General features: G+C 34.8%; 20 protein-coding genes. 11 read left to right on the top strand and 9 right to left on the bottom strand.

Annotated features, from left to right (window positions below; genetic code table 11):
* Positions 1-78: 78 nt before the first annotated feature.
* On the bottom strand, positions 79-342 hold the full coding sequence (locus OPR28_RS00810) for a hypothetical protein (protein ID WP_010962582.1): 264 nt from the start codon (positions 340-342) through the stop codon (positions 79-81).
* A gap of 229 nt (positions 343-571) precedes the next feature.
* On the opposite strand from OPR28_RS00810, the gene OPR28_RS00815 reads away from it, so the two are divergent.
* The 6 genes from OPR28_RS00815 to OPR28_RS00840 are packed head-to-tail and all read left to right on the top strand — an operon-like array spanning position 572 to position 5,166.
* A complete protein-coding gene (locus tag OPR28_RS00815) occupies positions 572-1,297 on the top strand; it encodes a F0F1 ATP synthase subunit A (RefSeq protein WP_265023288.1) in 726 nt (241 codons plus the stop codon).
* 59 nt (positions 1,298-1,356) lie between these two features.
* Complete coding sequence (locus tag OPR28_RS00820) at positions 1,357-1,584, top strand: F0F1 ATP synthase subunit C (protein WP_006014985.1); 228 nt, start codon at positions 1,357-1,359, stop codon at positions 1,582-1,584.
* A gap of 3 nt (positions 1,585-1,587) precedes the next feature.
* Entirely contained in the window at positions 1,588-2,067 is a 480-nt protein-coding gene (locus OPR28_RS00825; protein ID WP_065094794.1) for a F0F1 ATP synthase subunit B family protein, read from the top strand.
* An 8-nt stretch (positions 2,068-2,075) separates the two neighbouring features.
* Entirely contained in the window at positions 2,076-2,552 is a 477-nt protein-coding gene (locus OPR28_RS00830; RefSeq protein WP_070356812.1) for a F0F1 ATP synthase subunit B family protein, read from the top strand.
* 5 nt (positions 2,553-2,557) lie between these two features.
* Complete coding sequence (locus tag OPR28_RS00835; protein ID WP_265023289.1) at positions 2,558-4,156, top strand: glycosyltransferase family 2 protein; 1,599 nt, start codon at positions 2,558-2,560, stop codon at positions 4,154-4,156.
* On the top strand, positions 4,138-5,166 hold the full coding sequence (locus OPR28_RS00840) for a COX15/CtaA family protein (protein ID WP_253303034.1): 1,029 nt from the start codon (positions 4,138-4,140) through the stop codon (positions 5,164-5,166). Before OPR28_RS00835 ends, OPR28_RS00840 begins: the two co-directional genes overlap by 19 nt.
* Here the strand turns inward: OPR28_RS00840 and OPR28_RS00845 are convergent.
* Complete coding sequence (locus tag OPR28_RS00845) at positions 5,115-7,190, bottom strand: acetyl-CoA carboxylase biotin carboxylase subunit (protein WP_265023290.1); 2,076 nt, start codon at positions 7,188-7,190, stop codon at positions 5,115-5,117. The genes OPR28_RS00840 and OPR28_RS00845 overlap by 52 nt on opposite strands.
* Positions 7,191-7,251: 61 nt before the next feature.
* Positions 7,252-7,914 carry an ankyrin repeat domain-containing protein gene (locus OPR28_RS00850; RefSeq protein ID WP_265023291.1) on the bottom strand — a complete coding sequence of 221 codons (663 nt, stop codon included), beginning with the start codon at positions 7,912-7,914 and terminating at the stop codon, positions 7,252-7,254.
* 149 nt (positions 7,915-8,063) lie between these two features.
* Between OPR28_RS00850 and gltX the strand changes: the two genes are divergently transcribed.
* Together gltX and sdhA are read left to right on the top strand one after the other, a co-directional pair.
* A complete protein-coding gene (gene gltX, locus OPR28_RS00855) occupies positions 8,064-9,485 on the top strand; it encodes a glutamate--tRNA ligase (protein ID WP_265023292.1) in 1,422 nt (473 codons plus the stop codon).
* A 764-nt stretch (positions 9,486-10,249) separates the two neighbouring features.
* Entirely contained in the window at positions 10,250-12,055 is a 1,806-nt protein-coding gene (sdhA, locus tag OPR28_RS00860) for a succinate dehydrogenase flavoprotein subunit (RefSeq protein ID WP_265023293.1), read from the top strand.
* Here the strand turns inward: sdhA and OPR28_RS00865 are convergent, their stop codons facing one another.
* The 4 genes from OPR28_RS00865 to OPR28_RS00880 all read right to left on the bottom strand — a co-directional run bounded on the left by OPR28_RS00865 (position 12,056) and on the right by OPR28_RS00880 (position 18,510).
* Positions 12,056-14,635 carry an ankyrin repeat domain-containing protein gene (locus tag OPR28_RS00865; protein ID WP_265023294.1) on the bottom strand — a complete coding sequence of 860 codons (2,580 nt, stop codon included), beginning with the start codon at positions 14,633-14,635 and terminating at the stop codon, positions 12,056-12,058. It abuts the gene before it with no gap.
* A 294-nt stretch (positions 14,636-14,929) separates the two neighbouring features.
* Positions 14,930-15,535, bottom strand: coding sequence for a guanylate kinase (gene gmk / locus OPR28_RS00870; RefSeq protein ID WP_012673128.1), 606 nt, complete (start codon positions 15,533-15,535; stop codon positions 14,930-14,932).
* Complete coding sequence (locus OPR28_RS00875; protein ID WP_265023295.1) at positions 15,519-17,324, bottom strand: pentapeptide repeat-containing protein; 1,806 nt, start codon at positions 17,322-17,324, stop codon at positions 15,519-15,521. Before OPR28_RS00875 ends, gmk begins: the two co-directional genes overlap by 17 nt.
* The gene (locus OPR28_RS00880) at positions 17,317-18,510 is read right to left on the bottom strand and encodes an ankyrin repeat domain-containing protein (protein ID WP_265023296.1); all 1,194 of its coding nucleotides are present in this window, start codon (positions 18,508-18,510) and stop codon (positions 17,317-17,319) included. The genes OPR28_RS00875 and OPR28_RS00880 overlap by 8 nt, the downstream gene beginning before the upstream one ends.
* A 132-nt stretch (positions 18,511-18,642) precedes the next feature.
* Here OPR28_RS00880 and OPR28_RS07005 point away from each other — a divergent pair, with 132 nt between their 5' ends.
* Positions 18,643-18,783: a hypothetical protein gene (locus OPR28_RS07005; RefSeq protein WP_410529722.1), complete on the top strand. Its 141-nt coding sequence runs from the start codon at positions 18,643-18,645 to the stop codon at positions 18,781-18,783.
* 16 nt (positions 18,784-18,799) lie between these two features.
* Here OPR28_RS07005 and ychF read toward each other — a convergent pair whose 3' ends face one another.
* Positions 18,800-19,894 carry a redox-regulated ATPase YchF gene (ychF, locus tag OPR28_RS00890; protein WP_010962597.1) on the bottom strand — a complete coding sequence of 365 codons (1,095 nt, stop codon included), beginning with the start codon at positions 19,892-19,894 and terminating at the stop codon, positions 18,800-18,802.
* A gap of 117 nt (positions 19,895-20,011) precedes the next feature.
* Here ychF and OPR28_RS00895 point away from each other — a divergent pair, with 117 nt between their 5' ends.
* Both OPR28_RS00895 and OPR28_RS00900 read left to right on the top strand, forming a co-directional pair.
* On the top strand, positions 20,012-20,968 hold the full coding sequence (locus tag OPR28_RS00895; protein ID WP_265023297.1) for an OTU domain-containing protein: 957 nt from the start codon (positions 20,012-20,014) through the stop codon (positions 20,966-20,968).
* Positions 20,969-21,055: 87 nt separating this feature from the next.
* Positions 21,056-22,228, top strand: a complete 1,173-nt coding sequence (locus OPR28_RS00900) for a CCA tRNA nucleotidyltransferase (protein WP_265023298.1) — start codon at positions 21,056-21,058, stop codon at positions 22,226-22,228.
* Here OPR28_RS00900 and OPR28_RS00905 read toward each other — a convergent pair.
* Entirely contained in the window at positions 22,220-23,986 is a 1,767-nt protein-coding gene (locus OPR28_RS00905) for a coiled-coil domain-containing protein (protein WP_265023299.1), read from the bottom strand. The genes OPR28_RS00900 and OPR28_RS00905 overlap by 9 nt on opposite strands.
* Positions 23,987-24,034: the final 48 nt, after the last annotated feature.

Genomic DNA, 24,034 nt, shown 5'->3' on the forward strand with positions numbered 1-24,034 from the left:
TAAAATGTAGTGCTTTTAAAGCTTGTTGTAGTGGAATACTTCTACATCATTGTTTATGATGTAGAAGCTTTTGTAACTTTATATCTTCTTGCGAAGAGAAAGAATTTTTTCTATATCACCTTTTAAATCTATCTCCAGAAAGAATTTAAGACTTTCATAATCCCAGGCATCCTCATCAATGTTACCATCAAAAAAGAAGTGTATTATTGCATTGTTGAGTCCTATGTAATAATCGCGAGTATCTTCGTCAAGGAAACAATCTACTGATTCGATGTATCCGTTACCAAATTCCTGCTCCAAATTTAAAGGATGATTAGTGTTAATAAAATCTATTTCGTTCATTATATACCTCACTAAAAATTAAATTATAATCAAAATAAGATATTAAGTCAAGATATTGAATAATTTAACAAGATTAGTAAATTTTAAAATACAGAGCTGACTGTAATTAACATTCTAATTACATATTTTGTTAATATGTTAATGTTATAATAATACAGAGCCTTATCTTAATTCTTGACTTTGTCCTATAAAATTCATACTTTATTTACTGTTTATAATTCAGATTAAAATGGCATTAAATCCGCTGGAACAGTTTAAAGTATATACGGTAATAGAGTTACCTAGGTTATTTGGGTATGACGTAAGCTTTACCAATTCATCTCTTTTCACGATGATTTCGGTGATATTGGTGATACTCTTTTTGCTTTTTGGAATAAAGAAGGGGTCAGTAATACCAGGATATTTGCAAGCTGCAGTTGAGTATGTATATGATTTTGTTATTTCAATAATAGAAAATAACACTGGAAGCAAAGGCTTGCAGCACATTCCATTGATATTTACAGTGTTTATTTTCATTTTATCATGTAATTTGGTTGGTGTTCTTCCTTATAGTTTCACGGTCACAAGTCATGTGATAGTCACCTTCGCTTTATCGATGGTGGTTTTTATTTATATAACGATTGTTGGGTTTAAGGAAAGGGGAGTAGAATTTTTACGCATATTGCTACCAAAAGGAACTCCTTCGTGGCTTGCACCTATAATAATTATTATTAAGTTGTTTGCTTATTTAGTAAGGCCGGTTAGCCTATCAATAAGGCTTGCAGCAAATATGATTGCTGGTCATACAATCATCAAAGTGATAGCAGGGTTTATTGTAAATATGAACATATTTTTCACTCCTGCGCCGTTTTTGTTCATAATTGCATTGATAGGATTTGAAGTATTTGTTGCAATTTTACAAGCTTATATATTTACTATATTAACATGTGTATATTTGTCAGATGCAGTAAAGTAATTGACTTCCTTGTAGAATATTTTACAATTATATTATAAAGAAATAATTAAAGGTAATATATGGATTTAGTAGCTTTAAAATTTATAGCAATTGGTTTAGCTGTGTTTGGAATGCTCGGTGCTGGTTTAGGTATAGCTAATATCTTCTCTGCTATGTTAAATGGGATTGCGAGAAACCCTGAATCAGAAGGTAAAATGAAAAGTTATGTTTATATTGGTGCTGCCATGGTTGAAATCATGGGATTGCTTGCGTTTGTACTTGCAATGTTATTAATATTTGCTGCTTAACAGATGCCACAGCTTGATGTTTCAACCTTCTTTTCTCAAGTTTTTTGGTTTTTAATTTTTTTCTCTTCACTTTTTTTCGTAGTAAGTTGTTTATTTTTGCCAAAGTTAGATGAAATAATAAGCACTAGAAGTAAAGAAGTATTGGATTCTTTTAATAGTTCTGTTCATCTTTTAAGACTCACGGAAGATCAGGTTGCCAAGTATAATGCCGCTTTAAACCAAGCTAGAATACAGGCAAAAAAAATCATAGATGATGCACTTGCTCAGGTAGAAGAAATGAGAGCTAATGTTAAGAATATATTAGAAGAGGAAGACAAAAAAAAGAGCAAGCTTATTGAAAAAAAAGTGGCAGAATTTAAATCTGAATATACTGATCAGTTAAAACAAATGGCTACTAGTATTGCTTTAATTTATTATACTAAATTGACTAATTCTGAAATTGAAGAGGAATTTATTGCTGACTTGGTGTCCAAAGAATTTTAGGGGTTTTTATGTCTACATCACTGATTATCGGTCTTGCCTTCTTGGTAAGTTTTGTCCTTTCGTATAAATTGCTAAAGAAAGTGATAAAAAATGCGCTTAACAATAAGCGTAACAAAAGCAAATTTTCAAGTGAAGAAACTGAAAAATTCAGGAAAGATATGTTGGAGTATTACAAAAAATCTTCTAAAAAATACAAAGAATTAGATGCAGAAGTTAATAAAATGATGAATGAAGCACTTGATAAAGCTAATAGTATCATTAAGCACAATAGACAGCAGCTAGATCAGACATTAGATGACAATGCCCATTCTAACTTGAAGAAAGTCACTGACCAAGTTGAAAAAGCTCTTGGAGATTTACAGGCTAACACAGCGAGTATAGCTGCTGATGCTGTAAAAAAAATAATGCATGAACGTAAAGATGATAAGCGTAGTAGTGAGGTCATATCTTCATTTTCACGTGACTTAAATAAAAAATTGCATTAGGTTTAATGCCTATACTTCAAGCTGATAATGTAGAAAAAATTAAGTTTGATTCTAGTTTGTGCAAAGAGCAAGAGAAACTTTTTTACTATAAATTTAATATAATTCCTTGGCAAAAATTAAATGATACTACTTTTTTTATGGTTGAAGACACAAGTCTAGATATCACCCGTTGGGTCGAAACTCATTACGGTATTGACTATGTATTAATAAAAGTGGATAGCGAACAGATTTTAAATCTTCTTAACTCGCACTTTGGTATTTCAGAATTTGCAAGCAACTACTTATATTACAAGAATCCTAATTTTTCAGCCAAAAGCATTAAACTAAGCTCAATATTTTTTGCTTCTTTCTTTATTGTAACTTCAATTTTAACACTAACAGAGAAATATACATATTTTGCTTTGATGTTGATATTTATAATCGGATGTTCTAGTTATTTATTCAAGTTTATAGCTACAATTTTTAACTTATGTGAAACCTCCAACCAAAAAGTGGATTATAGTAAGCTGAATGAAGAAGATTTTCCTATATATACTATTTTATTGCCTGCTTTTAAAGAAAGTGCAGTGATAGAGCAATTGGTTGAAAGCATTGAAAGTTTGGATTATCCAAAATCAAAATTAGATGTGAAGCTTCAGGTAGAAAGTGATGACCAAGAAACGCTAGCAGCTATAGAAAAGTACACTTTACCGCAGTATTTTGAAGTAATAAAAGTGCCTCATTCTTTGCCTAGAACAAAAGCCAAGTCATGCAATTATGCTATGAGCTTTGCTAGAGGAAAGTATGCAGTAATATATGATGCGGACGATAAACCAGACCCATTGCAGTTAAAAAAAGCACTGATTGAATTTAATAAGGGCGACGATAAGTTAGCCTGTGTACAGGCGAAATTAAATTACTATAATTGTGATTATAATTTTCTCACAAAATCCTTTTCTCTGGAGTATATGAACTGGTTTCAATACTTATTGCCTGGATTCCAAAAAATGAACATGCCAATGCCTTTGGGTGGTAGCAGTAATCATTTTTCAGTAAAAATTCTAAAAAAATTGTTTTTCTGGGATGCTTATAGTGTTACCGAAGATGCTGACCTCGGTTTGAGACTTGCGCAAATGGGATATAAAACCAGGATGATTGACTCAGAAACATTGGAAGAGTCACCAATTGCTGTATTTGCTTGGATTAAGCAAAGAGCGCGCTGGATCAAAGGCTATATGCAAACTTATATTGTTCATTTAAAAAATATAAAGTCACTTTATAAACACACTGGATTTAAGGGAATTTTGCTATTGAATCTTTTTGTTGGTTCTGCAGCTTTTATATTTTTTACTACTCCATTTTTACTGCTTTCATTGATATTAACTAAAGTTTTAAATGGATTATTTTTGTACTACTTTGTAGTGGTATACGTTACTAACCTGATTCTTTTGGTAATAGCTGTCAAACAGCAAAAGATGCCTTTTTATTTTTATATAGTATCGATATTTTTTCCGGTCTATAGTCTGCTACATAGTGTTGCAGCTTTTCTTGCCTTGTGGGAGTTTATTCTTTACCCTGAGCGATGGAACAAAACTAAACATGGTTTATGGAAGCAAAACCTGTAGCCATTTGGCTTTTTCTCTGCTCGGTCATGGTAATTCTTATGGTAGGAATTGGTGGATTTACCAGACTTACAAGAGCGGGATTGTCAATCACGGAGTGGAAACCCATCACTGGAACATTACCACCACTGAATGAGCAAGACTGGCTACAAGAAAAATTAAAATACGAAGCTACACCTGAGTATAAAGCATTCAACTATGGTATGAGTATGGAGGAGTTTCGCGCTATATACTTAATAGAGTATGTGCATAGATTAATTGCAAGACTAACAGGTTTAGTTTTTGTCCTGCCATTTATATATTTTACATTAAGAAGAAAAATATCTAAAAAGGTAATAATAAGGCTATTGATAGTCTTGTTATTTGGAGCGCTACAAGCTTTTGCTGGTTGGTATATGGTAAAAAGCGGCTTGGTAGCCAAGCCTCATGTTAGCCACTATAGGCTCGCACTTCACTTATTATTAGCATTAGTTATCTTTGCATTATTGTCATATCAATTTTTTGATTATCAGATAAGGCCACAACAAACAAAACTTAAGGTTAGTGGTAACACTATATACTACGCAAGGATGATTTTGGTCCTAATTGTAATACAAATAATTTTCGGTGCATTTGTTGCAGGATTAAATGCTGGTTTGATTTACAATACCTTTCCACTAATGGACGGACAAATCGTTCCAGAAGATTTATTTTTCTTACAGCCTATATGGCTGAATATCTTTGAGAACAGAGCGACAGTGCAATTTATACATCGAGCACTGGCATTGCTAATACTAACTTTGGTAGTAATACTCACAGTAAAAAATGCTAGCATAAAACCGGTATATATTATGCTGCTCTCCGTCGTCATTCAGATCATTTTAGGTGTAATTACTCTATTATTGCACATACCGATAGCCATTGCCATAGCTCATCAAGTGTTTTCATTTATCTTGTTTGGGTCAAGTTTATACTTCTTGTGTTATTTAAGGAAGCAGACTACATCACCAATCTGCACATTTTTTCCTTCTTGAACGGGAATATTTTTTATCACCATTGCTGCTTCAGCACATATGATATTTTCCATTTTCATTGCCTCCACCACAAATAAAGGTTGTCCTATTTCCACCTGATCTCCTACATTTACGTGCAATTTAACTAATAAACCAGATATTGGGGATTTTACAGCATCTGCTGAAATCCCTTCTGTTTCATTATTTAGCATTAACTTACTTAATTCAGCTACATGAGGTTTTAATATACAACACTCAGCTTTCATACCTGCATGTCTTATGAAGTACTTGCTGCCTTGTCTTTCTATTTTAAGTGCTATATTGGTATCGTCATTAATTGTGATATATAGCAATCTATAACTTGATTTCCACTTGCCTATAACGGAGTATTTATTGTGATTATATACCGTTATTAATATATTATCTTGGTATTTTGCATTTACGGAGTACTCATTGTCATTTATATTCACTATGAATAAATCTCTTGCACGGTCACCTGCCATCCGAGTAGCTGATACTGGTGCCCCTTCTTTTTTACTAGATTCCAGTGTCACGCACTGGAATGACACCTGAGATGTTTCATTCACTGCTTTATGATGGTACCTTTCTTCATTTTCCAAATGAACATATAACGCAGTGAAAATAAATATTTTAATATACTCCTCTGTAACAAAATCGCCGTGAAACCCACTAGGGTAATGATCTGGAATGAATCTCGTATGGAGCTTTGCTGCGATAAAATTTGGGTGATGGAAGATGGATTCTAGAAATTCTATATTATTTGTTACTCCTTCTATATAGCATTCAGACAATGCTTTTTGCATTCTGCTGATCGCTTCTACTCTATCTTTTCCATATGTTATCACTTTGGCAATCATCGAATCATAGAACATGCTAATTTCTGAACCTGCAGCAACTCCATCATCTATTCTTACATAATCATTTTCACCCGGTTTATCGTAATATTTTATTCTTCCGCTGGAAGGGAAAAATTTCTTCGATGGGTCTTCAGCGCAAATTCTACTTTCTATTGCAGAACCAGTAAGTTTAATATCATCCTGATTGAATCTCAATTTCTCTCCACAGGAAGTTCTAATCATTTCTTCTACTATGTCTATTCCAGTTATAAATTCTGTTACTGGATGCTCAACTTGCAATCTCGTATTTACCTCAAGAAAATAGAAGTTTTGGTCTTTATCTACAACAAACTCAACAGTGCCTGCTGAAAAATAGCCAACTTGCTTTGCCAGAGAAACACATTGAACATACATTTTTTGTCTTACTTCTTCACTAATGAATGGACTTGGCGTTTCTTCTATTATTTTCTGATTATTCCTTTGTATCGAGCATTCTCTTTCTCCAAGACACACTATATTGCCATATTTATCTGCTATGATTTGTATTTCAATATGTCTTGGTAGTTCTATATATTTCTCTATAAAGATACTGCCATCCTTAAAACTTTTCTCTGCTTCATTTGTTGCTGATGTGAACGCTAGTTCAATTTCTTTTTTGGAATTTACAATTCGCATTCCTTTGCCACCACCGCCTGATGCAGCTTTAAGCATAACGGGAAAACCGATCTCTTTAGCAACTTGAGCTGCGTGGGCAGCATCGCTGATCTTACCCATATATCCTGGCACTACATTCACTCCAGCTTTTTTTGCAGCTTCTTTTGCTGTTATTTTGTTGGCTGTAACTTCTATTGTTTCTGCACTGGGGCCGATGAAGTCTATATTATATTTTTGAAGAGCACGTGGAAAATCTGGATTTTCTGCTAAAAAACCATAGCCAGGATGAACCGCCTCAGCACCTGTTTCAACTGCTACTTCACATATTTTTTCAATGTTTAAGTAACTGAGGCAAGATGGCGAAGGGCCGATATATCTTGACTCATCTGCTTGTCTTACATGCACAGAATTTACATCTGCATCCGAATATATGCATACACAAGATATACCCATCCTACGAGCAGTTCTGATAATCCTGCAGGCAATCTCTCCTCTGTTTGCTATTAAAATCTTACTGTACTTCTTTTCCGTCATCGTATGAGTATACTTTCTTAAGTTGAGAAAGTAAATTATTGCCTGCAAGTAATTTTTAGCTTCATGCTACAGCTAAATCACTATTTAAAAGTTGCATAACATCAGGATCTGTCACTATAGTACTTTCATCATACAAGCCGTATATCCCGTTACATGCCCTAAACAACAAACATGTAGATCCTCCAGAAGCTATTGTAGCTACTGAAGCTAGTGCAAGAGATTGAGAAACCAAAAATAAAAAGTACAAGGATAAACATAAGGCAGCAATACACGCTATAGCTCCTATTATGTATAAGCACAAATGAAATTTGCTATTACATATAAAACCGCCCTTTATACCTGCAATTTGCTTAGCTTCTTCCCGTTCTGCAGCATTTAAAAAATAAAGAGGAGCTACCGCTACTCTCCCATGAAGAATGCAGCTTTTATCACAGAGTGCTTCTTTAATATATCTCTTATTATCCTTAAGTTTCTCTTTTAATCTTTCTGATTCTTTCCAATTTTTAGCTTCTTCTGCTTTTTTAACCTTACTCTTAGTACCTTCTTCCAAATTTCTCATAATCTCTTTGAGTGCAGGTAGCAGAATTTCTTGACTTGCTGCTATATGAAATGGGTTCCCATTTTCATCAAGCCTATGCTTAGCTGCATAAGCAACATTCTCTGTGCAAATTCTGACAAATTCATCTTTATTTCTTGCTTTTGCAACTTCAAATAAGTCAGCCATAACATACCTCGCTATATTTAACCAACACTAAATTATACAACATAACTTACGAAAAACAAGTAGATTTTATCTCTCAGAATAAATAAATTCTAAATTGTTACAAACATAAATTTTAGCTATCATCATTTATATTACTGTAATAGACAAATATGCCAGACGTAGTCACTAGATTCGCTCCATCACCCACAGGGTTTTTGCATATTGGAGGGGCCCGCACTGCGTTATTTAATTGGCTCTATGCAAAGCATCATGGTGGCAAGTTTTTGCTGAGAATTGAAGACACCGACAGAAAACGTTCAACGCAAGAAGCAATTGATGCAATTATAGAAGGGCTAAGATGGCTCGGTATGAGCTATGATGGGGAAATAGTATATCAGTCAAAAAGAATAGAGCGGCACATTGAAGTAGCAAACCTTTTAGTTGAGAGGGGTAGGGCGTATCACTGTTACTGCCCTGAAGATGAAGTTGCAGAAAAGAAGGCAAAAGCAAGAGAAGAGGGCAAGATATACAAGCATAAATGTACTACAAAACCTCCTTCTTGTCATCCAAGTAGCCGACACTGGAAAAATATGTGGTCACGCGCTGGAATGACATCGGGTGTGAGGTCAGTTGTCCGCTTTAAAGTGCCAGATTCGCAAGAGATCGTTATTGATGATAAAATATACGGCCAAATCAAAGTAAATAGCAACCAGCTTGATGATATAGTGATCTTACGCTCTGATAACACTCCAACATATATTTTTGCCGTGGTAGTTGACGATCATGATGCTGGAATAACTGATATAATACGTGGTTCTGACCATCTTACTAATACCTTTAAACAACTACTAATATACCAGGCTCTTGATTTTGACATTCCACGCTTTGCACATGTGCCGCTTATCCATGGGGAAGATGGGAATAAGCTATCCAAAAGGCATGGTGCCACAAGCGTTTGCGATTATGAAAAGATGGGAATATTGCCAAAAGCGATGCGTAATTACTTGCTGAGACTTGGCTGGAGTCACGGCAACGATGAGATTATTAGCGATGAGCAAGCAATAGAGTGGTTTAATTTAGAAAGTATTGGTCGTTCACCTGCACGGCTCGATTTCAAAAAGCTGGAGCATTTGAATAACCACTATATTAGTAATATGAGCAATGAAGATATTCTGGCTCTAATACTTGGAGAAAATACTCTAACTGACAAAAAAAAGAACTATTTATTACAGGGGCTAACGGAACTAAAAAAAAGAGCAAATTACCTGGCTGAACTGCTGGATTTAGCACAGTTTTATATAAGAGATCCGCCACTTGATTTAAGTGAAGAGGCTGAGCAAATTGTCAAATCTAACCTCAATATAATTAAGTTACTCGCATCATTTCTGTCAAAGATCGGTGATGAAAATTGGAATAAGGGTTTTTTATCTTCTCAGATCAAGGAATGTGCAAAATTGCACGATATGAAAATAAGCGATGTATACCACTCATTACGCGCCCCTATAACTGGAGTAATGGATGCACCTGGAATCATTGATATCATGGTGATTCTTGGTAAAGATGAGTGTATAAGAAGGTTACAAGCAATTTAAATGAAATAAGAAAATTTCTTGACAAGCTTTGCCAGCCCCTTTATCATGACAGTGAAGCTATTGTATTTGCTTTCGCCAATCTGCAGATTAAAAGGTAAGGATTACTTAATGTATCGGCGTCTTATGTTCAATTTTTTGCAGTATATAGATACTGTATGTCTTTACAAAACTTCATCTACATCTAGATTTTTATCTAAATAAGCTGAACGCGCTTATAAAGCGTTACAAGACATCAAAAAATGCCAATACTCGACAGAGATAGTAAAAGACTAGCTAACTCGGGGATTCTTTGTCTTTTTTTCTGCTTGGTAAATTTCTTAAACATTTGCAGCGTAGGTTAGTTGCAATTAAAAGCAGCTGAATTTCGCTTGTCAAGCGTTTAAAACATAAAAAACGCCAATATTTTAAAGCGGATAATAACCACGGGGCTTCTTTTGCCTTTTTTTTCGTTTGGTAAATTTCTTAAGTATTTATAGCTAAACGACAATCGTCATCCCGCTGCTTGTTAGCGGGATCTAGAGATACCGCGAATGAATCGCGGTATGACGGTTCGTGGCGGTATGACGGTTCGCGGCGGCATGACAATAAGCTCGTCATCCCGCTACGTGTTAGTGGCTGAGATACTGCGGCGGTATGACGTAGGATTGCCGTCATCCCGCTACTTGTTAGCGCCGCGGCGGCATGACGTCTTAACTATAGAAAACTTGTATAGATTTTTTCTACTTCTGTGATATCATAAGCCTGTAATGATAAAATAAGTAAATATGGATAAGTCAGCGTATGAGATCATAGAACATGAGTATGACGTGGTAGTAGTAGGTGCAGGTGGAGCAGGGCTCAGAGCAACGCTTGGGATGGCTGCAACTAATTTTTCAGTTGCCTGCATTTCTAAAATTTTCCCTACACGAAGTCATACAGTTGCAGCACAAGGCGGAATTAGTGCAGCTTTAGGTAATATCGGTGAAGACGATTGGCGCTGGCATGCATATGACACAATAAAAGGTTCAGACTGGCTTGGTGATCAAGATGCAATAGAATATATGTGTAAAAACGCTGCTAAAGCTGTTATTGAACTTGAAAATTTTGGCGTACCTTTTTCTCGTACAGAAGATGGCAAAATATACCAGCGTTCCTTTGGTGGAATGACAACTCACTTTGGTAAAGGAAAATCAGCGCAGCGCACTTGTGCGGCAGCAGATAAGACTGGGCACGCAATCCTTCACACTCTATATCAGCAGTGTCTTAAATTCAACGCTGAATTTTTTGTTGAATACTTTGTGATTGATTTAATTATGGATAGCGAAACCGGAGCATGCTGCGGAGTTCTTGCTTGGTCGCTATGCGACGGCACATTACATAGATTTCGTGCGCATAGAGTGGTGTTAGCAACAGGTGGATATGGACGTGTTTATTTCTCTGCAACAAGTGCGCATACCTGCACAGGTGATGGTAATGGCATGGTAGTAAGGGCTGGATTACCACTTGAAGATATGGAATTTGTACAATTTCATCCAACAGGAATATATGGCTCAGGGTGCTTGATGACAGAAGGATGCCGTGGTGAAGGGGGGTACCTCGTTAATTCTCAGGGCGAGAAGTTTATGGAACGTTACGCACCAAAAGCAAAAGATTTAGCTTCCCGTGATGTGGTAAGTCGCGCAATAACAATTGAAATTAGAGAGGGAAGGGGGGTTGGACCAAAAAAAGATCATATGTATTTAACTATAGCGCATCTTGATCCGGAAGTAATAAAACTCAGATTGCCGGGCATCAGCGAAACCGCAAGAACTTTTGCTGGAGTTGATGTCACTAAAGATCCAATACCGGTCATTCCGACTGTTCACTATAACATGGGTGGCATTCCAACCAATTATTATGGAGAAGTGATCACGCTGAAGCAAGGTAAGGAAGAAGTGGTAGATGGACTATTTGCAATTGGAGAAGCTGCATGTGTTTCTGTGCACGGTGCAAATCGACTTGGTTCTAACTCGCTTCTTGATCTTGTGGTTTTTGGTAGAGCTGCAGCGCTCAGAGCAAAAGAGAAGCTAAAGTCCGGTACACCACATAAAAAATTGCATTCAGACTGCACAGACTGGATAGTAGATAGATTTAATAAAATGCGATTTGCTTCCGGTGGGCTAAAAGTAGCAAAAATACGCGGTGAAATGCAGAACACTATGCAAAAATACGCATCAGTTTTCCGTGTTGCTGAAGTTTTAGAAGAAGGCAAAAAAGCTATAAAAAAGGTAGCAAAAATGATGCCTGATATTTCACTTGAGGATCGCAGTATGATGTGGAACAGTGATTTAGTTGAAGCGCTGGAGCTTGCTAACATGATCCCACAAGCGGTTATTACCATGGAATGCGCAGCTAATCGCGAGGAAAGCAGAGGTGCACATGCTCGTGAAGACTTTCCTGAACGTGATGACAAAAACTGGATGAAGCACACTATAGCGTGGCTTGAAGAAAAGAAAGGGCAAATTAACGTAAAAATTGATTATAAAAAAGTGGCTGAAAAAACTCTGAGCGGTGAGATTGATTTCATAGCGCCAGAGAAGAGGGTTTACTAGTTACACTATCCCTACACAATTTTTCAACGAGTTCATTATTGATACATCGCTCATTTTGGTAGCTGGGTTTTCTGTATGCTCTGATTGATTTTGTTGTCTTTTTGCTGCTAGGTCTTCAGAATCATTTCCTAAATTCTGTTGATCATTGTCAATAGGGTTCTTCGAAGCTTGATTCTGCTCTGTTGTTGAATTAGAGCGGTTTTTGTCGTTAAATGTGTCCTGTGCTTTGTTGGTTGATTTTTCAAAAAGTTTCTTAATACCACTAAATCCTAAAGTTAAAGTAAGACATATAACTCCAGCAGTAGCTATGATAGGAATGGCTGCTCCAATTGCCATTTGACCCTGAAAGAAAGCAAATGTTACCATTGCAATAACAGTAATCGTTATCGTGATTGCTAACAGTTCGCGGGTCCTTTTTGCTGGATCTATGAATCCTGCTACAGCAGATACTCCTTTTTTTATACCAGAACCTGCTTCTTTAATGCCAGACTTGCATTTTTTTGAAGCAGTTTTACAGTGGTATTTTTCTTCAAGCTTCTCTTTTAGTTCTTTAGCTTTCTCCTGTGCTTTCTGTGGAGTCCCTGAATAATCTTTTAGATCTCGTAAAGTTAAATAGTACTTTTTAGTATGGAATTCTGGATCTTTTAACCACAAAGAACCAGAATCACCGTTTTGTAATAATGCTGCACAAAACTTTGTTGTATTATCATAATTAGTTGCTAAATCAAAAATTGTTTCTTGCGATAGGTGTTCGATACTTCTTTTTTCTGCTTTTTTCTTTAATGCCAATTCTAGGGGTGTGCTCCCTTCTCCATTCTTAGCATTTATAGCTTCACCTAATTTATCTTTAGATATTGTTCCATTTTCCACTAAACCTAAAATCAATTCCAAACATGCAACTTTTTGTTCTCCTTTGAATGAAGCAATATAGTGCAGAGCATTTTTTTCATCTTTATCTTGCACAGTAATATCTGCACCGTTTTGTAAAAATAACTCTAAGGCTTTATATCTATTTGTTTTTTCAAATTTTCTATCTGTACATGATCGATCCTCATTCTTTTCTTTTATATGCTGAAGCAACTGATGAAGAGGTGTTTGCTCTTTCCCGTTAACAGCATTTATAGCCTTACTAAATTCATCCTTACCTAAAGTCAACTTCAAACATGCAACTTTTTGTTCTCCTTTGAATGAAGCAATATAGTGCAGAGCATTTTTTTCATCTTTATCTTGCACAGTAATATCTGCACCATTTTTTAGCAATAGTTCTAGGGTTTCATACCTTTTAGTTTTTTCAAAATTTTTACCTGTACATGATTGTTTCCCGCTCTTTTTTTCTATATACTGAAGTAATCGGTGAAGAGGTGTTTGCTGTTTGTTTCGAGTATTTACCAGTTCTTTGTTTTTTTCTAGTATAAGCTGAGTAAAGTTACACTTTGCTTCTTTCTTTAATGTCACAGCACAGTGTAAGACCGTATCACCATCTGCATTTTTAGTAGTAATATCATCACCTCTCTGTAGCAAATCATTAAATCTATCTATATTTTTATCTGAAACTGCTTTATGTAATGGGTAACCACCGTCGGTAATTTTCGCGATTTTAATTACTACCGAGTTTTCTGTCTTTTGGTCTAACTTAGACTTCTTTACTGACTCTGCTAATTTTTCTAAGAAATTACGATAGTATGTCTTTTGCTCCTCTTTTAAGTTTTGTAATTCTTCTGTAGATAATTCTGAATTATCAGAGCTGGCTCCATGCTCTAACAATTTTGTAAGAAACTTAAGTGTGTTATCGTTACTTCGAATTGTATTAGACTCATGTTTTTCTTTTGTTACCTTGTTAATTAGTGCTACCTGAAAAGGGGTCTGATTTTCACTATTAATGAGTTGTGCTAAATCTTTCTTGGTGACCGTTTTTATTAGGGTACCCAGAAACTTGCATTTCTGTTTCTTTTCCAACGACGCAATGAGGTGTAAAATATTTTTCCCTTCTTCAGCTTTTATGCTGCTAATATCCGTACAATCTTTTAGATATTTTCTAAATTTCCTGTTATTTCCATTTTTGATCGCTTTTAGTAGTAGAGCATTGTTATTTGTTATTTCGTTGCTTATTTCTACTTCATGATCATCTTCAACATCACTGCCGTAGCCACTCTCTGTTTCGCTGTCCCTACGGTTGTGGGTAAAACAATATCTGCTATTATAAGTAATTTCTGAAATTGCTTGCTTTACTCGCTCTTTTGTTTCATTTGATATTTTTTTCGATCGTTCTATTGCTTTATCTAGCACTGGAAGGAAGCATTGGACATAATACCTATAATATTTTTCTTGTTCTCTAAGTGATTCTTCTAATTTAGTTAATACTTCAGGACTAGCATCTTTTTCAAATAACCTTTTACACTTCTTGAGGGTTCCATCTTGACCTCTTGGTTTTTCACGCTTGTGTTCTTCTTTTTTTACCTTTCTCTCTATAGTGCAGTGCAATTGCTCGTCTTTTCTATCCTGCTCTTGCTTTTTATTTTTATCTATGCATTCACCTAATTTATCTGCATTAGTAGTTAGTGCAGTTATATCTATACCCATACTAAAACCTCAATATTAAAAGCTATTTAAGTTGTCAGCACTAAACTAACAACCAAGAAGTTTGACTTTTAATTTGAGCTAAACGTTGTATATGTGATCAAAATATAGGTGGAAAGGCAGAAAATTAATTTCTGTGAGAAAATTTGCCGTCATAGTTAAACCTCACTTGAACAGTTGCTACTATTTTAACCATTTAATCTTAAAAAATAATAAATATAGCTAAACTGTGAAATGTGCTATTGGCTAAAATAGGATAAGAAACTATAGCTGCAAATATCCAAATTGATGTTTTTATCAGTCTTCCAGACTTGGTTTTTCTTTTAGTTTTTTAAGTCTTTCTTTATTTAGTATGGAGCTTATCTCTTCTACACTTTTATCAATATCATCATTGATTATTACATAATCATATTTATCACGTTTGCTTATCTCTTTTTGAGCTTCGGCTAATCTGCGCTCTATTTCGCTTGCATCATCACTATTACGCTTTTGCAAACGCAACCTAAGCTCTTCCATTGAAGGGGGAAGTATAAAAACACTTACAACTTTTTTTCTCATGAGCTTGAATAAGTGAAATGCTCCTTGCCAGTCTATGCTGAGTAAAACGCTTATTCCATTGCTTAAGTTTTGCTCTATAAAATTTCTTGGTATACCATAAAAATTCTCAAAAACTTTGGCGTATTCAAGCATTTGGCCAGCTTTGCATAACTCGTGAAATTTTTCTTCGGTAACGAAAAAATAGTCTTTTCCATTTATTTCGCCGGGGCGAGGCTTGCGCGTAGTCATAGAAACAGACCTAACTAAATTAGTTGATCGCTCAAGTAATTTTGCTGATATAGTAGTTTTTCCAGCTCCAGAAGGGGAGGATAGAACCAATAATACGCCCTCACTTTTTACGGTCATTTTTCTTTGCATTTTTTAACATGGTGCTTTTTGGATCAGAGTTTAAAAAGCTAGAACCTTCTAAATTAGAATTTGATAAGTTGGTGCCAATGAGAGAAGAGTTATCAAAGACAGTATAGCGCAAATCGGTCTTTTCAAAATTTGCCTTATTCAAATTAACGTTTACAAACTTTGCTCTACTCAATGTTGAATTAGAAAAATCGGCATTTTCTAAATTCATATTCTTAAATTCAAAGTAAGAATAATTTACATTAAATTTTTCACCCTGTGATATTTTCTCTTGCAAATCTTTAATCGAAGTTATAGCATTTTCTGAACCTGCAAGTTTTTTCTGTCCTTTATTGTCAATCAAAATTGAATTATCAAATTTGCAACCTGTTAAGTGAGCATCAACAACTGAACTTTTATATATGCTTGAAGAGAGAAAAGACATATCACTAATTGTTGAATTGCTCAAATTGCTAAGAAAAAAGCTAGTTTTCCTAAAGGCATTAGCGTGAAGCAAAGAAGATCTGAAATCGCTTTCAATAAAATTTGAATTAGTTACTTTTAAATTGGACCAGCTTGAATTATCAGCTAATAAATTAAAGAATGTTGAATTTTCTATTTCACTGGAATCAATATTATGGTGAGAAAGCGTACTGTTATAAACTTGAGAGTCTTGGATTTTTATCTTATACATTGAAGTTGTAGAAAGGTCTGAATCTTCTATCTTCGCAGAGGTGAATAGTGAATGGTCAAAAAATGAGCAATTCATGTTAGAATTCGCAACTTTAGTATTATGAAACTTTCCGTGACGAATGTCAGCATTAGAGACATTAACTTGATGCAGTTCACTAAAACTAAAATCAATATTGGATAAATCAGCATCCTGAAGATTTGCTTCAGAAACATATGTATGCTTTATCTTGGAACCATTTAGTATAGATTGAACAAAACTTGAATTATCGTCATTCACATAGGAAATTTGTGTGTTGCTTAAATTAGTTTCGTCGAAGTTACTGTTAATTATGATAGAAGAATTAAGGTAGGCAGCGGAAAGATTGCTACCTGTAAAGTCTGATTCTTTTAACTCTGCACCATATATGTTAGCATTTTTTAATGAAGAAAATTGTATCTTTAATTTATATGCATCCACTCCAAAGAAACTTGCATTATCAAGGTTGTTTTTCTGCATAACAGTATCGTTTATTTCACTATCACTAAAATTTACGTGGCTAACATTCGAGTTTGATAAGTTGGAGAAATTCATTTTCACATTCGAGAAATTAGTATGCAAACCAATTACGTTGTGCATACTCACTTTTTTGAGATCGGAACTGATAAAATCAGCATAACTAACATTAGACTGATCAAATACGATATCTGTTAAGTTTGCAGAAACAAATTTTGTAAAACTCAAATTTGTACCTTTTATTTTAATGCCATGTAAATTAGCATTGGAAAAATTAGCACCACGTAAATCAACATCAATGAAAGACACGTCGGATAAATCGGTGTTAGAAAAATCAGCACCAATCAGACTTACTCCATCAAAAACAGATTTACTTAGGTACAGTTGGTTAAAATTAGCTCCATTTAAGTTAGAACCAAAACCTTTCTTAAAATCTTCTGGCACGCCCTCTTTGTGGCACTGCACCAAAAATTCAGCAAAGTCTTTTTTACTGTAAGATACGTATTTTGCATCACGCAAAGCGTTTAAAAAATCACTGATCTGATTTTTTTCATCATTTGTTTCGTTTCCATAACATAAATGACCAACTAAAATTAATATCAAAAATCTAATCATCTTGCTTATCGCACTGTATTTCTTTCGTTTTCAAAGCCCAATCGTACATTGCTGAGCTTTCTTTATTGTCTATTTTTCTATCCTCCAAAAGATGTGGCATCATTTCGGCAATCGCATTTATTATATTGATCTGCTTTTTTTCGATTGCTATATCAATTGGGGATTGAAAATTATTGTTAACTACTCTAAGATCAGCACCTTGTAATAAGAGAAAGCGCACTATGTCTACCTCACCTTGTTTAACTGAATAAATGAGAGGAGTATCACCCAATTTATTTCTAAACCTTAGTATCTCTTGAATTGTTAATCCAATTTTTTCTAGCTTACTTATTACTCCTCTTAAGCAAGTTAAGTTGTTCTTCTTAATGCAGTAAAAAAATTGCTTACTGTAATCATCAATAAACACAGTTGTAGGAAGATGCTCATTAAGGCTATCATATTGTCGTTTATATATTGACTTGCTTTGTATGTCTTTATGACCCCATTCTTTTATTGGTTCTCTGTTTAGCTTTGTCCATTTTTGTAAACTTTTCTTTTCACTTTGCTCTTCTTCATCTTTTTTAGTTATAGGTTTTACTCTATTGCGGTCCTTGGAATTACTGTTTGTTTCTTTCACTTTTTTTTCTTCAGACTGATTCTCTACTTTTTCTTTTTTTCCCTCTAATAATTGACTCGCATCACTTTTTGAAAGTTCATTATCTTTTATATCAATCTTCTGATCAGCTTGTAGATTTTTTTGCGGGTTAGCTGTATTCTCATTTAAATCAGCACTTAAAGGCAAAGGCTCTGGTTTCAAATCTTTATTCACTTCTTTATTGGCCACATTTGGTAAATTTTGAGCAAATTTGTCTGTGCTTCCTTCTAGCTGGTCATTTGGCAAATCTTTATCAATCCTTTCACCTTCACTTATAGTTTTTTCAACCACGAAAGCTTTGTTCTCGTTGTGTTGCAGTTTCTCTTTATCGGTAGTGCCGTCTAATCTTTTGCTCTCAGCCTCTTGTGTTTGTTTAACATCGACGTTGCTTTTTAACTCATCTTTTTGATTTGTGCTATCTTGCTTCCTTACACCTACATTTTCGTTTTTATGAACTGATTCAATTTTCTTTTCTTCAAATTGCTCTACAGCAAATAGGCTCAGTGATCCGAATACAACAGCTAATAATATAAAATATAAAATATTTTTCATAAATATCCCAAGCATAAGCTTAATTAAAATGATACTATAATCAAATGATTAATCTACAGTAAAAAATGCCTTAGGATTTAATTTATAAAAAAACAATAGATTTTTTGTATCTGTTCAGGGGCATCGCAAATATTGAAGCAAAGTGGTCAGTGCTTACTGTACGAACATTGTGATTTGAGAGCAATCTCCGCTAGGGAGGATGTCATCCCAGTGCTCCTTTCTCGTCATCCCAGTGCCCAGACACTGGGATCCAGAAAACTTAACTTTAAATAAGTGGCTGCATAATAAACTACACATTAAACCTAAAGTGCATTATATCACCATCTTGCACGATGTAATCTCTGCCTTCAAAGCGAATTTTTCCTGCGTCTTTGCAAGCTGATTCACTTCCATACTTTATGTAGTCTGCAAAGCTTATTGTCTCTGCTTTTATAAAGCCTTTCTCAAAATCAGTGTGGATTACACCTGCTGCTTTATCGGCTGTTGACCCTATTTTTACTGGCCATGCCCGTGCTTCTTTGGGGCCCACAGTAAAGAAAGTTATCATACTCAGCACTTCATACATAATACGCGCTACTCCATCAAGGCCTGATTCTTGTAAGCCAAATTCTGATAAAAAACTCTGTTTTTCCTCTTCACTATCAAGATTTGCAATATCTGCTTCGAGTTTTGCTGAAATGCAATAAAATTTGCTTTTATTTTCCTCCGCCATCCTCTCTACCTTTTTAGATAATTCATTGCCAGTTATAACATTTGTATCTTCAACATTGCAAACGTACATAACGGGCTTTGTTGTCAGCAATTGAAGCAACTTCATCTCATCTTCATTGATATTCTCCAAACTTCTTGCAGGTTTACCTAATTTTAAAGTAGCTAATACCTCTTGCATTAATTCAAGTTGTCTCTTTAGCTCTTTATCACCTTGCTTTGCTTTCTTTTCCAATTGAGGAAGCCTTTTTTCTATGCTATCAATATCAGCTAGGATTAATTCCATTTCTACCACTTCAGCATCTGATATTGGATCTATTTTACTGTGTATATGGCTGATATCGTCATCCGTAAAGCACCTGAGCAGATGAACGATGGCATCAACTTCTCTGATATGGCTTAAAAATTTATTGCCAAGCCCTTCGCCTTTGCTCGCACCCTTTACCAGACCTGCAATATCTACAACTTCTAATTGGTTGTAGATTACCTTCTCTGAGCCTGCAATTGCTGCGATTTGTTTCAAACGTTGATCTTTTATCGAAATCTTGCCTATATTTGGCTCGATTGTGCAAAAAGGATAATTTGCAGCTTCGGCTGCACTTGACTCTGTAAGCGCATTAAATAAGGTTGATTTTCCTATGTTTGGTAACCCAACTATACCGCAGTTAAAACTCATATTTGCTATGTAAAATTATAACTATTGCATAATTTAAAAATTTCTGCTATACTTAATTAGTCGCTTATTGACAATTTTGTTGGTATAGTAATATATAGCTTAAATTAAGGTAAAACTATGACTACAGCTAAGAAACGGAAACTACCAAGTGACTTTCATGATGTTGAGGTTGGAATAAAAAGGCCCAGGATCTCAGGGCAAGAAATAACTCTTTTAAATAGTAACCCTTACCCTGACAATTTCTATGTAGGACAAGCAATTGGTAATGGAAGCTGTTTTTTTGACTCGTTCAGGCAAAGTCTAGAACAACAGACAGGAGAGCAAGTTACTGCCGAAAAATTAAGAAATGATTGTAGGGAATTTGCACAAAAGAATCCACCAAAGTGGTTTACAGATGCAATTGCCAATGGTTATGATAACAATGGCCAGCACCGTAGTGAAACTGTAGATGATTATACAGCAGACATTATGCGTAACGGTAGGTGGGGTAGCTCTTATGTTGAAGCTAGGATACTTTGTGAAAAGTATGGTGTAAAATTACATGTTATAGAGAGTAACCCATTGCATGCTATTGACACCCAACAAGATCGGTTTTTGCATGAATTAATAGACAATTCAGGTTCAAAAAGTGCAGGTGAATACAATAAAGTTGATTATAATGATAGTAGTATTGTGCATATAATAAACAAAGGCTATTCTCATTTCGAACCATTGCTTGATATAAACAAAAGTTTAGCAAAACAACTGCAAGAGGAAACCAAACTTAAACAAGAGCAAGAACAAGAAGATTTCCTATTAGCAAAAAAACTGCAGCTAGACGAGATCTTAGAGTATTGTAACCTTTCAAAGGATATCTCTGAGAGAGCAGAGGTTGAAAAGGGATTTGATAAGTTATTGGCAGAAAATGCTGATGGAAAAATTGGTGATGTTGTAGGGCAGTGCGTTAGTGATATAAAGCAGCGCATAGAGCGCTCTGAGAAGCAAAACCCTTCAAGCTCACCAAGATGTAGTATGGAGGAATCAAGAACAGAAAAAACATTTCATCAACAACAAATATCACAATTGGAAGTGTAAAATAAATCTTCATAGCTCTGTATATTTTTATATAGGGCTTTTGCAAGCATTTCATATAATATGAACTTGCAGTACGTACTAACCTAAATGCAAGTTGACCATGAGACTAGTTTAATTATTGATGCCATAGAGGAATTTGGCGGTGAGGCTAGGCTTGTCGGCGGATGTGTGAGAGACTCAATTTTGCAACGTGATGTCCACGACATCGATTTAGCTACTAATTTGCTTCCCAATCAAACAATTAAAGCGCTAAAACTCCGTAATATAAAAACTATTCCAACTGGCTTAAAACATGGAACTATCACTGCGGTTCTAAATCAAAGATCTTTTGAAATTACGACACTAAGGCATGATGTGAAATGTGATGGTAGGCATGCAAAAGTAGAATTTACTAATAATTGGCAAGCTGATGCTTCAAGGCGTGACTTTACATTTAACGCTCTATATGCAGATAAGCATGGCCATATATATGACTACTTTGGTGGCATTGAGGATTTAAAGGCGCGAAGGTTAAACTTTATAGGCAACGCTGAAGATAGAATTAAAGAAGACTATCTACGTATTTTAAGAGCATTTCGTTTTCATGCAAAAATATGTGCCGGAGATTTGAGTGATGAAATACTAAACGTATGCAAAAAGCATTCGCATATGATTCAAAACCTCTCTGGAGAGAGAATAAGAGATGAAATACTTAAATTGCTGGAGTGCAATGATCCTTTTCCAACACTTAAGAGCATGCAAGAATCTGATGTTTTGCAAAAGATTATCCCAAAAGAAGTAAAATGCGAAATTCTGTCTTCGCCACTTCTTTTGGGCACTGATGCACTAGTAAAATTAGCGTTACTCCTTAGGACCACCAAAAATGACAGGCTAAGTCTTGGAGAATATGTAAGTAAGTTTCTACGTCTTTCAAACAAGCAAAAGAAAAAGCTGTTATTTTTATTATCCAACGATATCAAAACAGAACTCTCAGAAAAAGAGCAAAAAAAATACATATCTTTATTTGGTAGAGAATTATATTGTGATTTAATAAAAATTTGTGGTGTTGAGTCTGGAGAAAATGTTGATAAATACATTTCATTTGCTAATACATTCAATATTCCAAAATTTCCTCTATCTGGTAATGATTTGATAAATATAGGTCACCAGCCAGGAAAAAGTTTAGGTAGAAACTTGGAATTGCTAAAACAACATTGGGAAGATAGCTCCTACACTTTAACAAAAGAGGAGCTGGTGCTTTATGCTAAGAGCCTATTCTAACTCTTTCTGACTGTTCAATGAATGTATGCTTGCAATATTAGGGGAACTCATAGAGGAATTAGGTATATGTTCTTTTTTAGCTTTTTCTGTTAATTGATATTCGTTTACTCCTCCTTGAGTTTGATTACACATTCCCTGATCTGTAGATAAAAATTTATCTCTTATGCTTGATGTCAGTTGTAACTCTTGAATCTTATCTAAAAAAAATCTCATTCTAGCTTCTACTAGCTCTTTCACAACAATTTCTTTAAGTAATTCTACTGAGTCGTTATTATTATTATTCTTGCTATTAAAGCTGTGCAAGATAGAGTCTACAATCTTATTTACCCCTTCTTGTTTGTTAAATTCTAATTTTTTTACGCATTTTCTAACAGAAGGTGACAACTTGGCTTTTAACGTGTCATCTCGTAGTTCTTTACCCATATTTTTTCCAATGTTACAATGTTCGTTGACAACTTCTTTAACCTTAGCTTCTATGATCTCCCTTGCGGATTGTTTCAAATTACTTTCTAATAATTCAAGCAGCTTACTGCTTTCAAATTTGCCATCATCTTGATTTGATAGAGACTTTATAGTTTCATTAAGCACGTTATGGCAAAAGTGTTTCTCTTTAAATTCAGGAAAACCTTTTTTTAACTCCTCGTTTTTCCCAGATAAAAAGTTATTGAGACCCTTATCCCTAGAAAGCTTATTGGGCAAGTTTCGTAATTTTGAAAGAGTTGATTTTGCAGTAGATACTGTACTCACTGCACCTGCCTTTTTAGCCAATTGACCTTCTTTTGCTTCCTGTAGTTTCTTAGTGTCAGCTTTCAATTGACCTTCTAAATCAATCTCCAATTGTTGTTTAGATTCTTGAACACTTTGTAATTGCTTCCCCAAGTTCTCCATTTCACCCAATTGAGCAGTCAATGTATTCACACTTAATCGTAGAGCTTTGTTTTCATGACCTAAGTCACTGACTTTATTTTCTAATTCAGTATTTTTGTCTTTAGCCTGACACAATTTATCAGTCTGTGATTTAAGTAAAGCCACTAATTTGCTAGCTTGCCATTGTTGATTCAATTCAATTAATTTATCCTCCTTGTCCTTTAACCTACTCTTAAGTTCTATTATTTGTGCTTGCAGACTTTCATTATCTTTCCTAGTAGCTTCAATTTCTTCTCCTTGCTCTCTTATTATCATGTATTGATCAAATATAGTTTTCTGTTGTTCATCAACTTTATCCTGCATTGCTTTTTTATCTTGTTTGTATTTGGTTAGTTCCTCTTCTCGTTCGCCTGCATCTTCTGTAAGTCCCTTATAACTCTTTTCAAGTCCTTCAATTGCAGATCGTAATTCTCTATTTTCTTCTTTTAAGGAAGCATTTTGTAAACGTTCAAGTTCTAATTCCTGATTTATGCCCTCCAGCTGTTCTTCTAATGCTTCATCATCTTCCTCTGTTATCAATGCTACTCCATCAGTCTGAACCCCTCCATCTTTGTTTATCACTACACTTTGGCTCTCTTTCTCTACAACTTCAGGTTTTAAGTCAACTTGAACACTTCCATCTATTGTCTTAAAAGCATCAGTTTGAACTTCATTGTTTGCAGTAGTTTTATCGTAGTACAAAATATTTTCTGCCCATCTATTCCATCTCTTGGGCAATATTCGTCCAATCGTTTTTAGATATAACCAAGCAAATACAGTAGACCAGCTGTATTTTTTTTCCTTTCGCTTAATATTAATTTCATAATTAACCTTATTATTAATATTTAGCATAAAATTACCTCATTTTTTAACTTTAATTTACAGAAAATTTTAATAGTA

It is taken from the genome of Wolbachia endosymbiont (group A) of Epistrophe grossularia, assembly GCF_947251435.1.
GTDB lineage: Bacteria > Pseudomonadota > Alphaproteobacteria > Rickettsiales > Anaplasmataceae > Wolbachia > Wolbachia pipientis.

Coding starts and splice junctions, on each gene's coding strand:
- OPR28_RS00810 (WP_010962582.1), bottom strand. CDS start 342: ATGAACGAAATAGATTTTATTAACACTAATCATCCTTTAAATTTGGAG.
- OPR28_RS00815 (WP_265023288.1), top strand. CDS start 572: ATGGCATTAAATCCGCTGGAACAGTTTAAAGTATATACGGTAATAGAG.
- OPR28_RS00820 (WP_006014985.1), top strand. CDS start 1,357: ATGGATTTAGTAGCTTTAAAATTTATAGCAATTGGTTTAGCTGTGTTT.
- OPR28_RS00825 (WP_065094794.1), top strand. CDS start 1,588: ATGCCACAGCTTGATGTTTCAACCTTCTTTTCTCAAGTTTTTTGGTTT.
- OPR28_RS00830 (WP_070356812.1), top strand. CDS start 2,076: ATGTCTACATCACTGATTATCGGTCTTGCCTTCTTGGTAAGTTTTGTC.
- OPR28_RS00835 (WP_265023289.1), top strand. CDS start 2,558: ATGCCTATACTTCAAGCTGATAATGTAGAAAAAATTAAGTTTGATTCT.
- OPR28_RS00840 (WP_253303034.1), top strand. CDS start 4,138: ATGGAAGCAAAACCTGTAGCCATTTGGCTTTTTCTCTGCTCGGTCATG.
- OPR28_RS00845 (WP_265023290.1), bottom strand. CDS start 7,190: ATGACGGAAAAGAAGTACAGTAAGATTTTAATAGCAAACAGAGGAGAG.
- OPR28_RS00850 (WP_265023291.1), bottom strand. CDS start 7,914: ATGGCTGACTTATTTGAAGTTGCAAAAGCAAGAAATAAAGATGAATTT.
- gltX (WP_265023292.1), top strand. CDS start 8,064: ATGCCAGACGTAGTCACTAGATTCGCTCCATCACCCACAGGGTTTTTG.
- sdhA (WP_265023293.1), top strand. CDS start 10,250: ATGGATAAGTCAGCGTATGAGATCATAGAACATGAGTATGACGTGGTA.
- OPR28_RS00865 (WP_265023294.1), bottom strand. CDS start 14,635: ATGGGTATAGATATAACTGCACTAACTACTAATGCAGATAAATTAGGT.
- gmk (WP_012673128.1), bottom strand. CDS start 15,535: ATGACCGTAAAAAGTGAGGGCGTATTATTGGTTCTATCCTCCCCTTCT.
- OPR28_RS00875 (WP_265023295.1), bottom strand. CDS start 17,324: ATGATTAGATTTTTGATATTAATTTTAGTTGGTCATTTATGTTATGGA.
- OPR28_RS00880 (WP_265023296.1), bottom strand. CDS start 18,510: ATGAAAAATATTTTATATTTTATATTATTAGCTGTTGTATTCGGATCA.
- ychF (WP_010962597.1), bottom strand. CDS start 19,894: ATGAGTTTTAACTGCGGTATAGTTGGGTTACCAAACATAGGAAAATCA.
- OPR28_RS00895 (WP_265023297.1), top strand. CDS start 20,012: ATGACTACAGCTAAGAAACGGAAACTACCAAGTGACTTTCATGATGTT.
- OPR28_RS00900 (WP_265023298.1), top strand. CDS start 21,056: ATGCAAGTTGACCATGAGACTAGTTTAATTATTGATGCCATAGAGGAA.
- OPR28_RS00905 (WP_265023299.1), bottom strand. CDS start 23,986: ATGCTAAATATTAATAATAAGGTTAATTATGAAATTAATATTAAGCGA.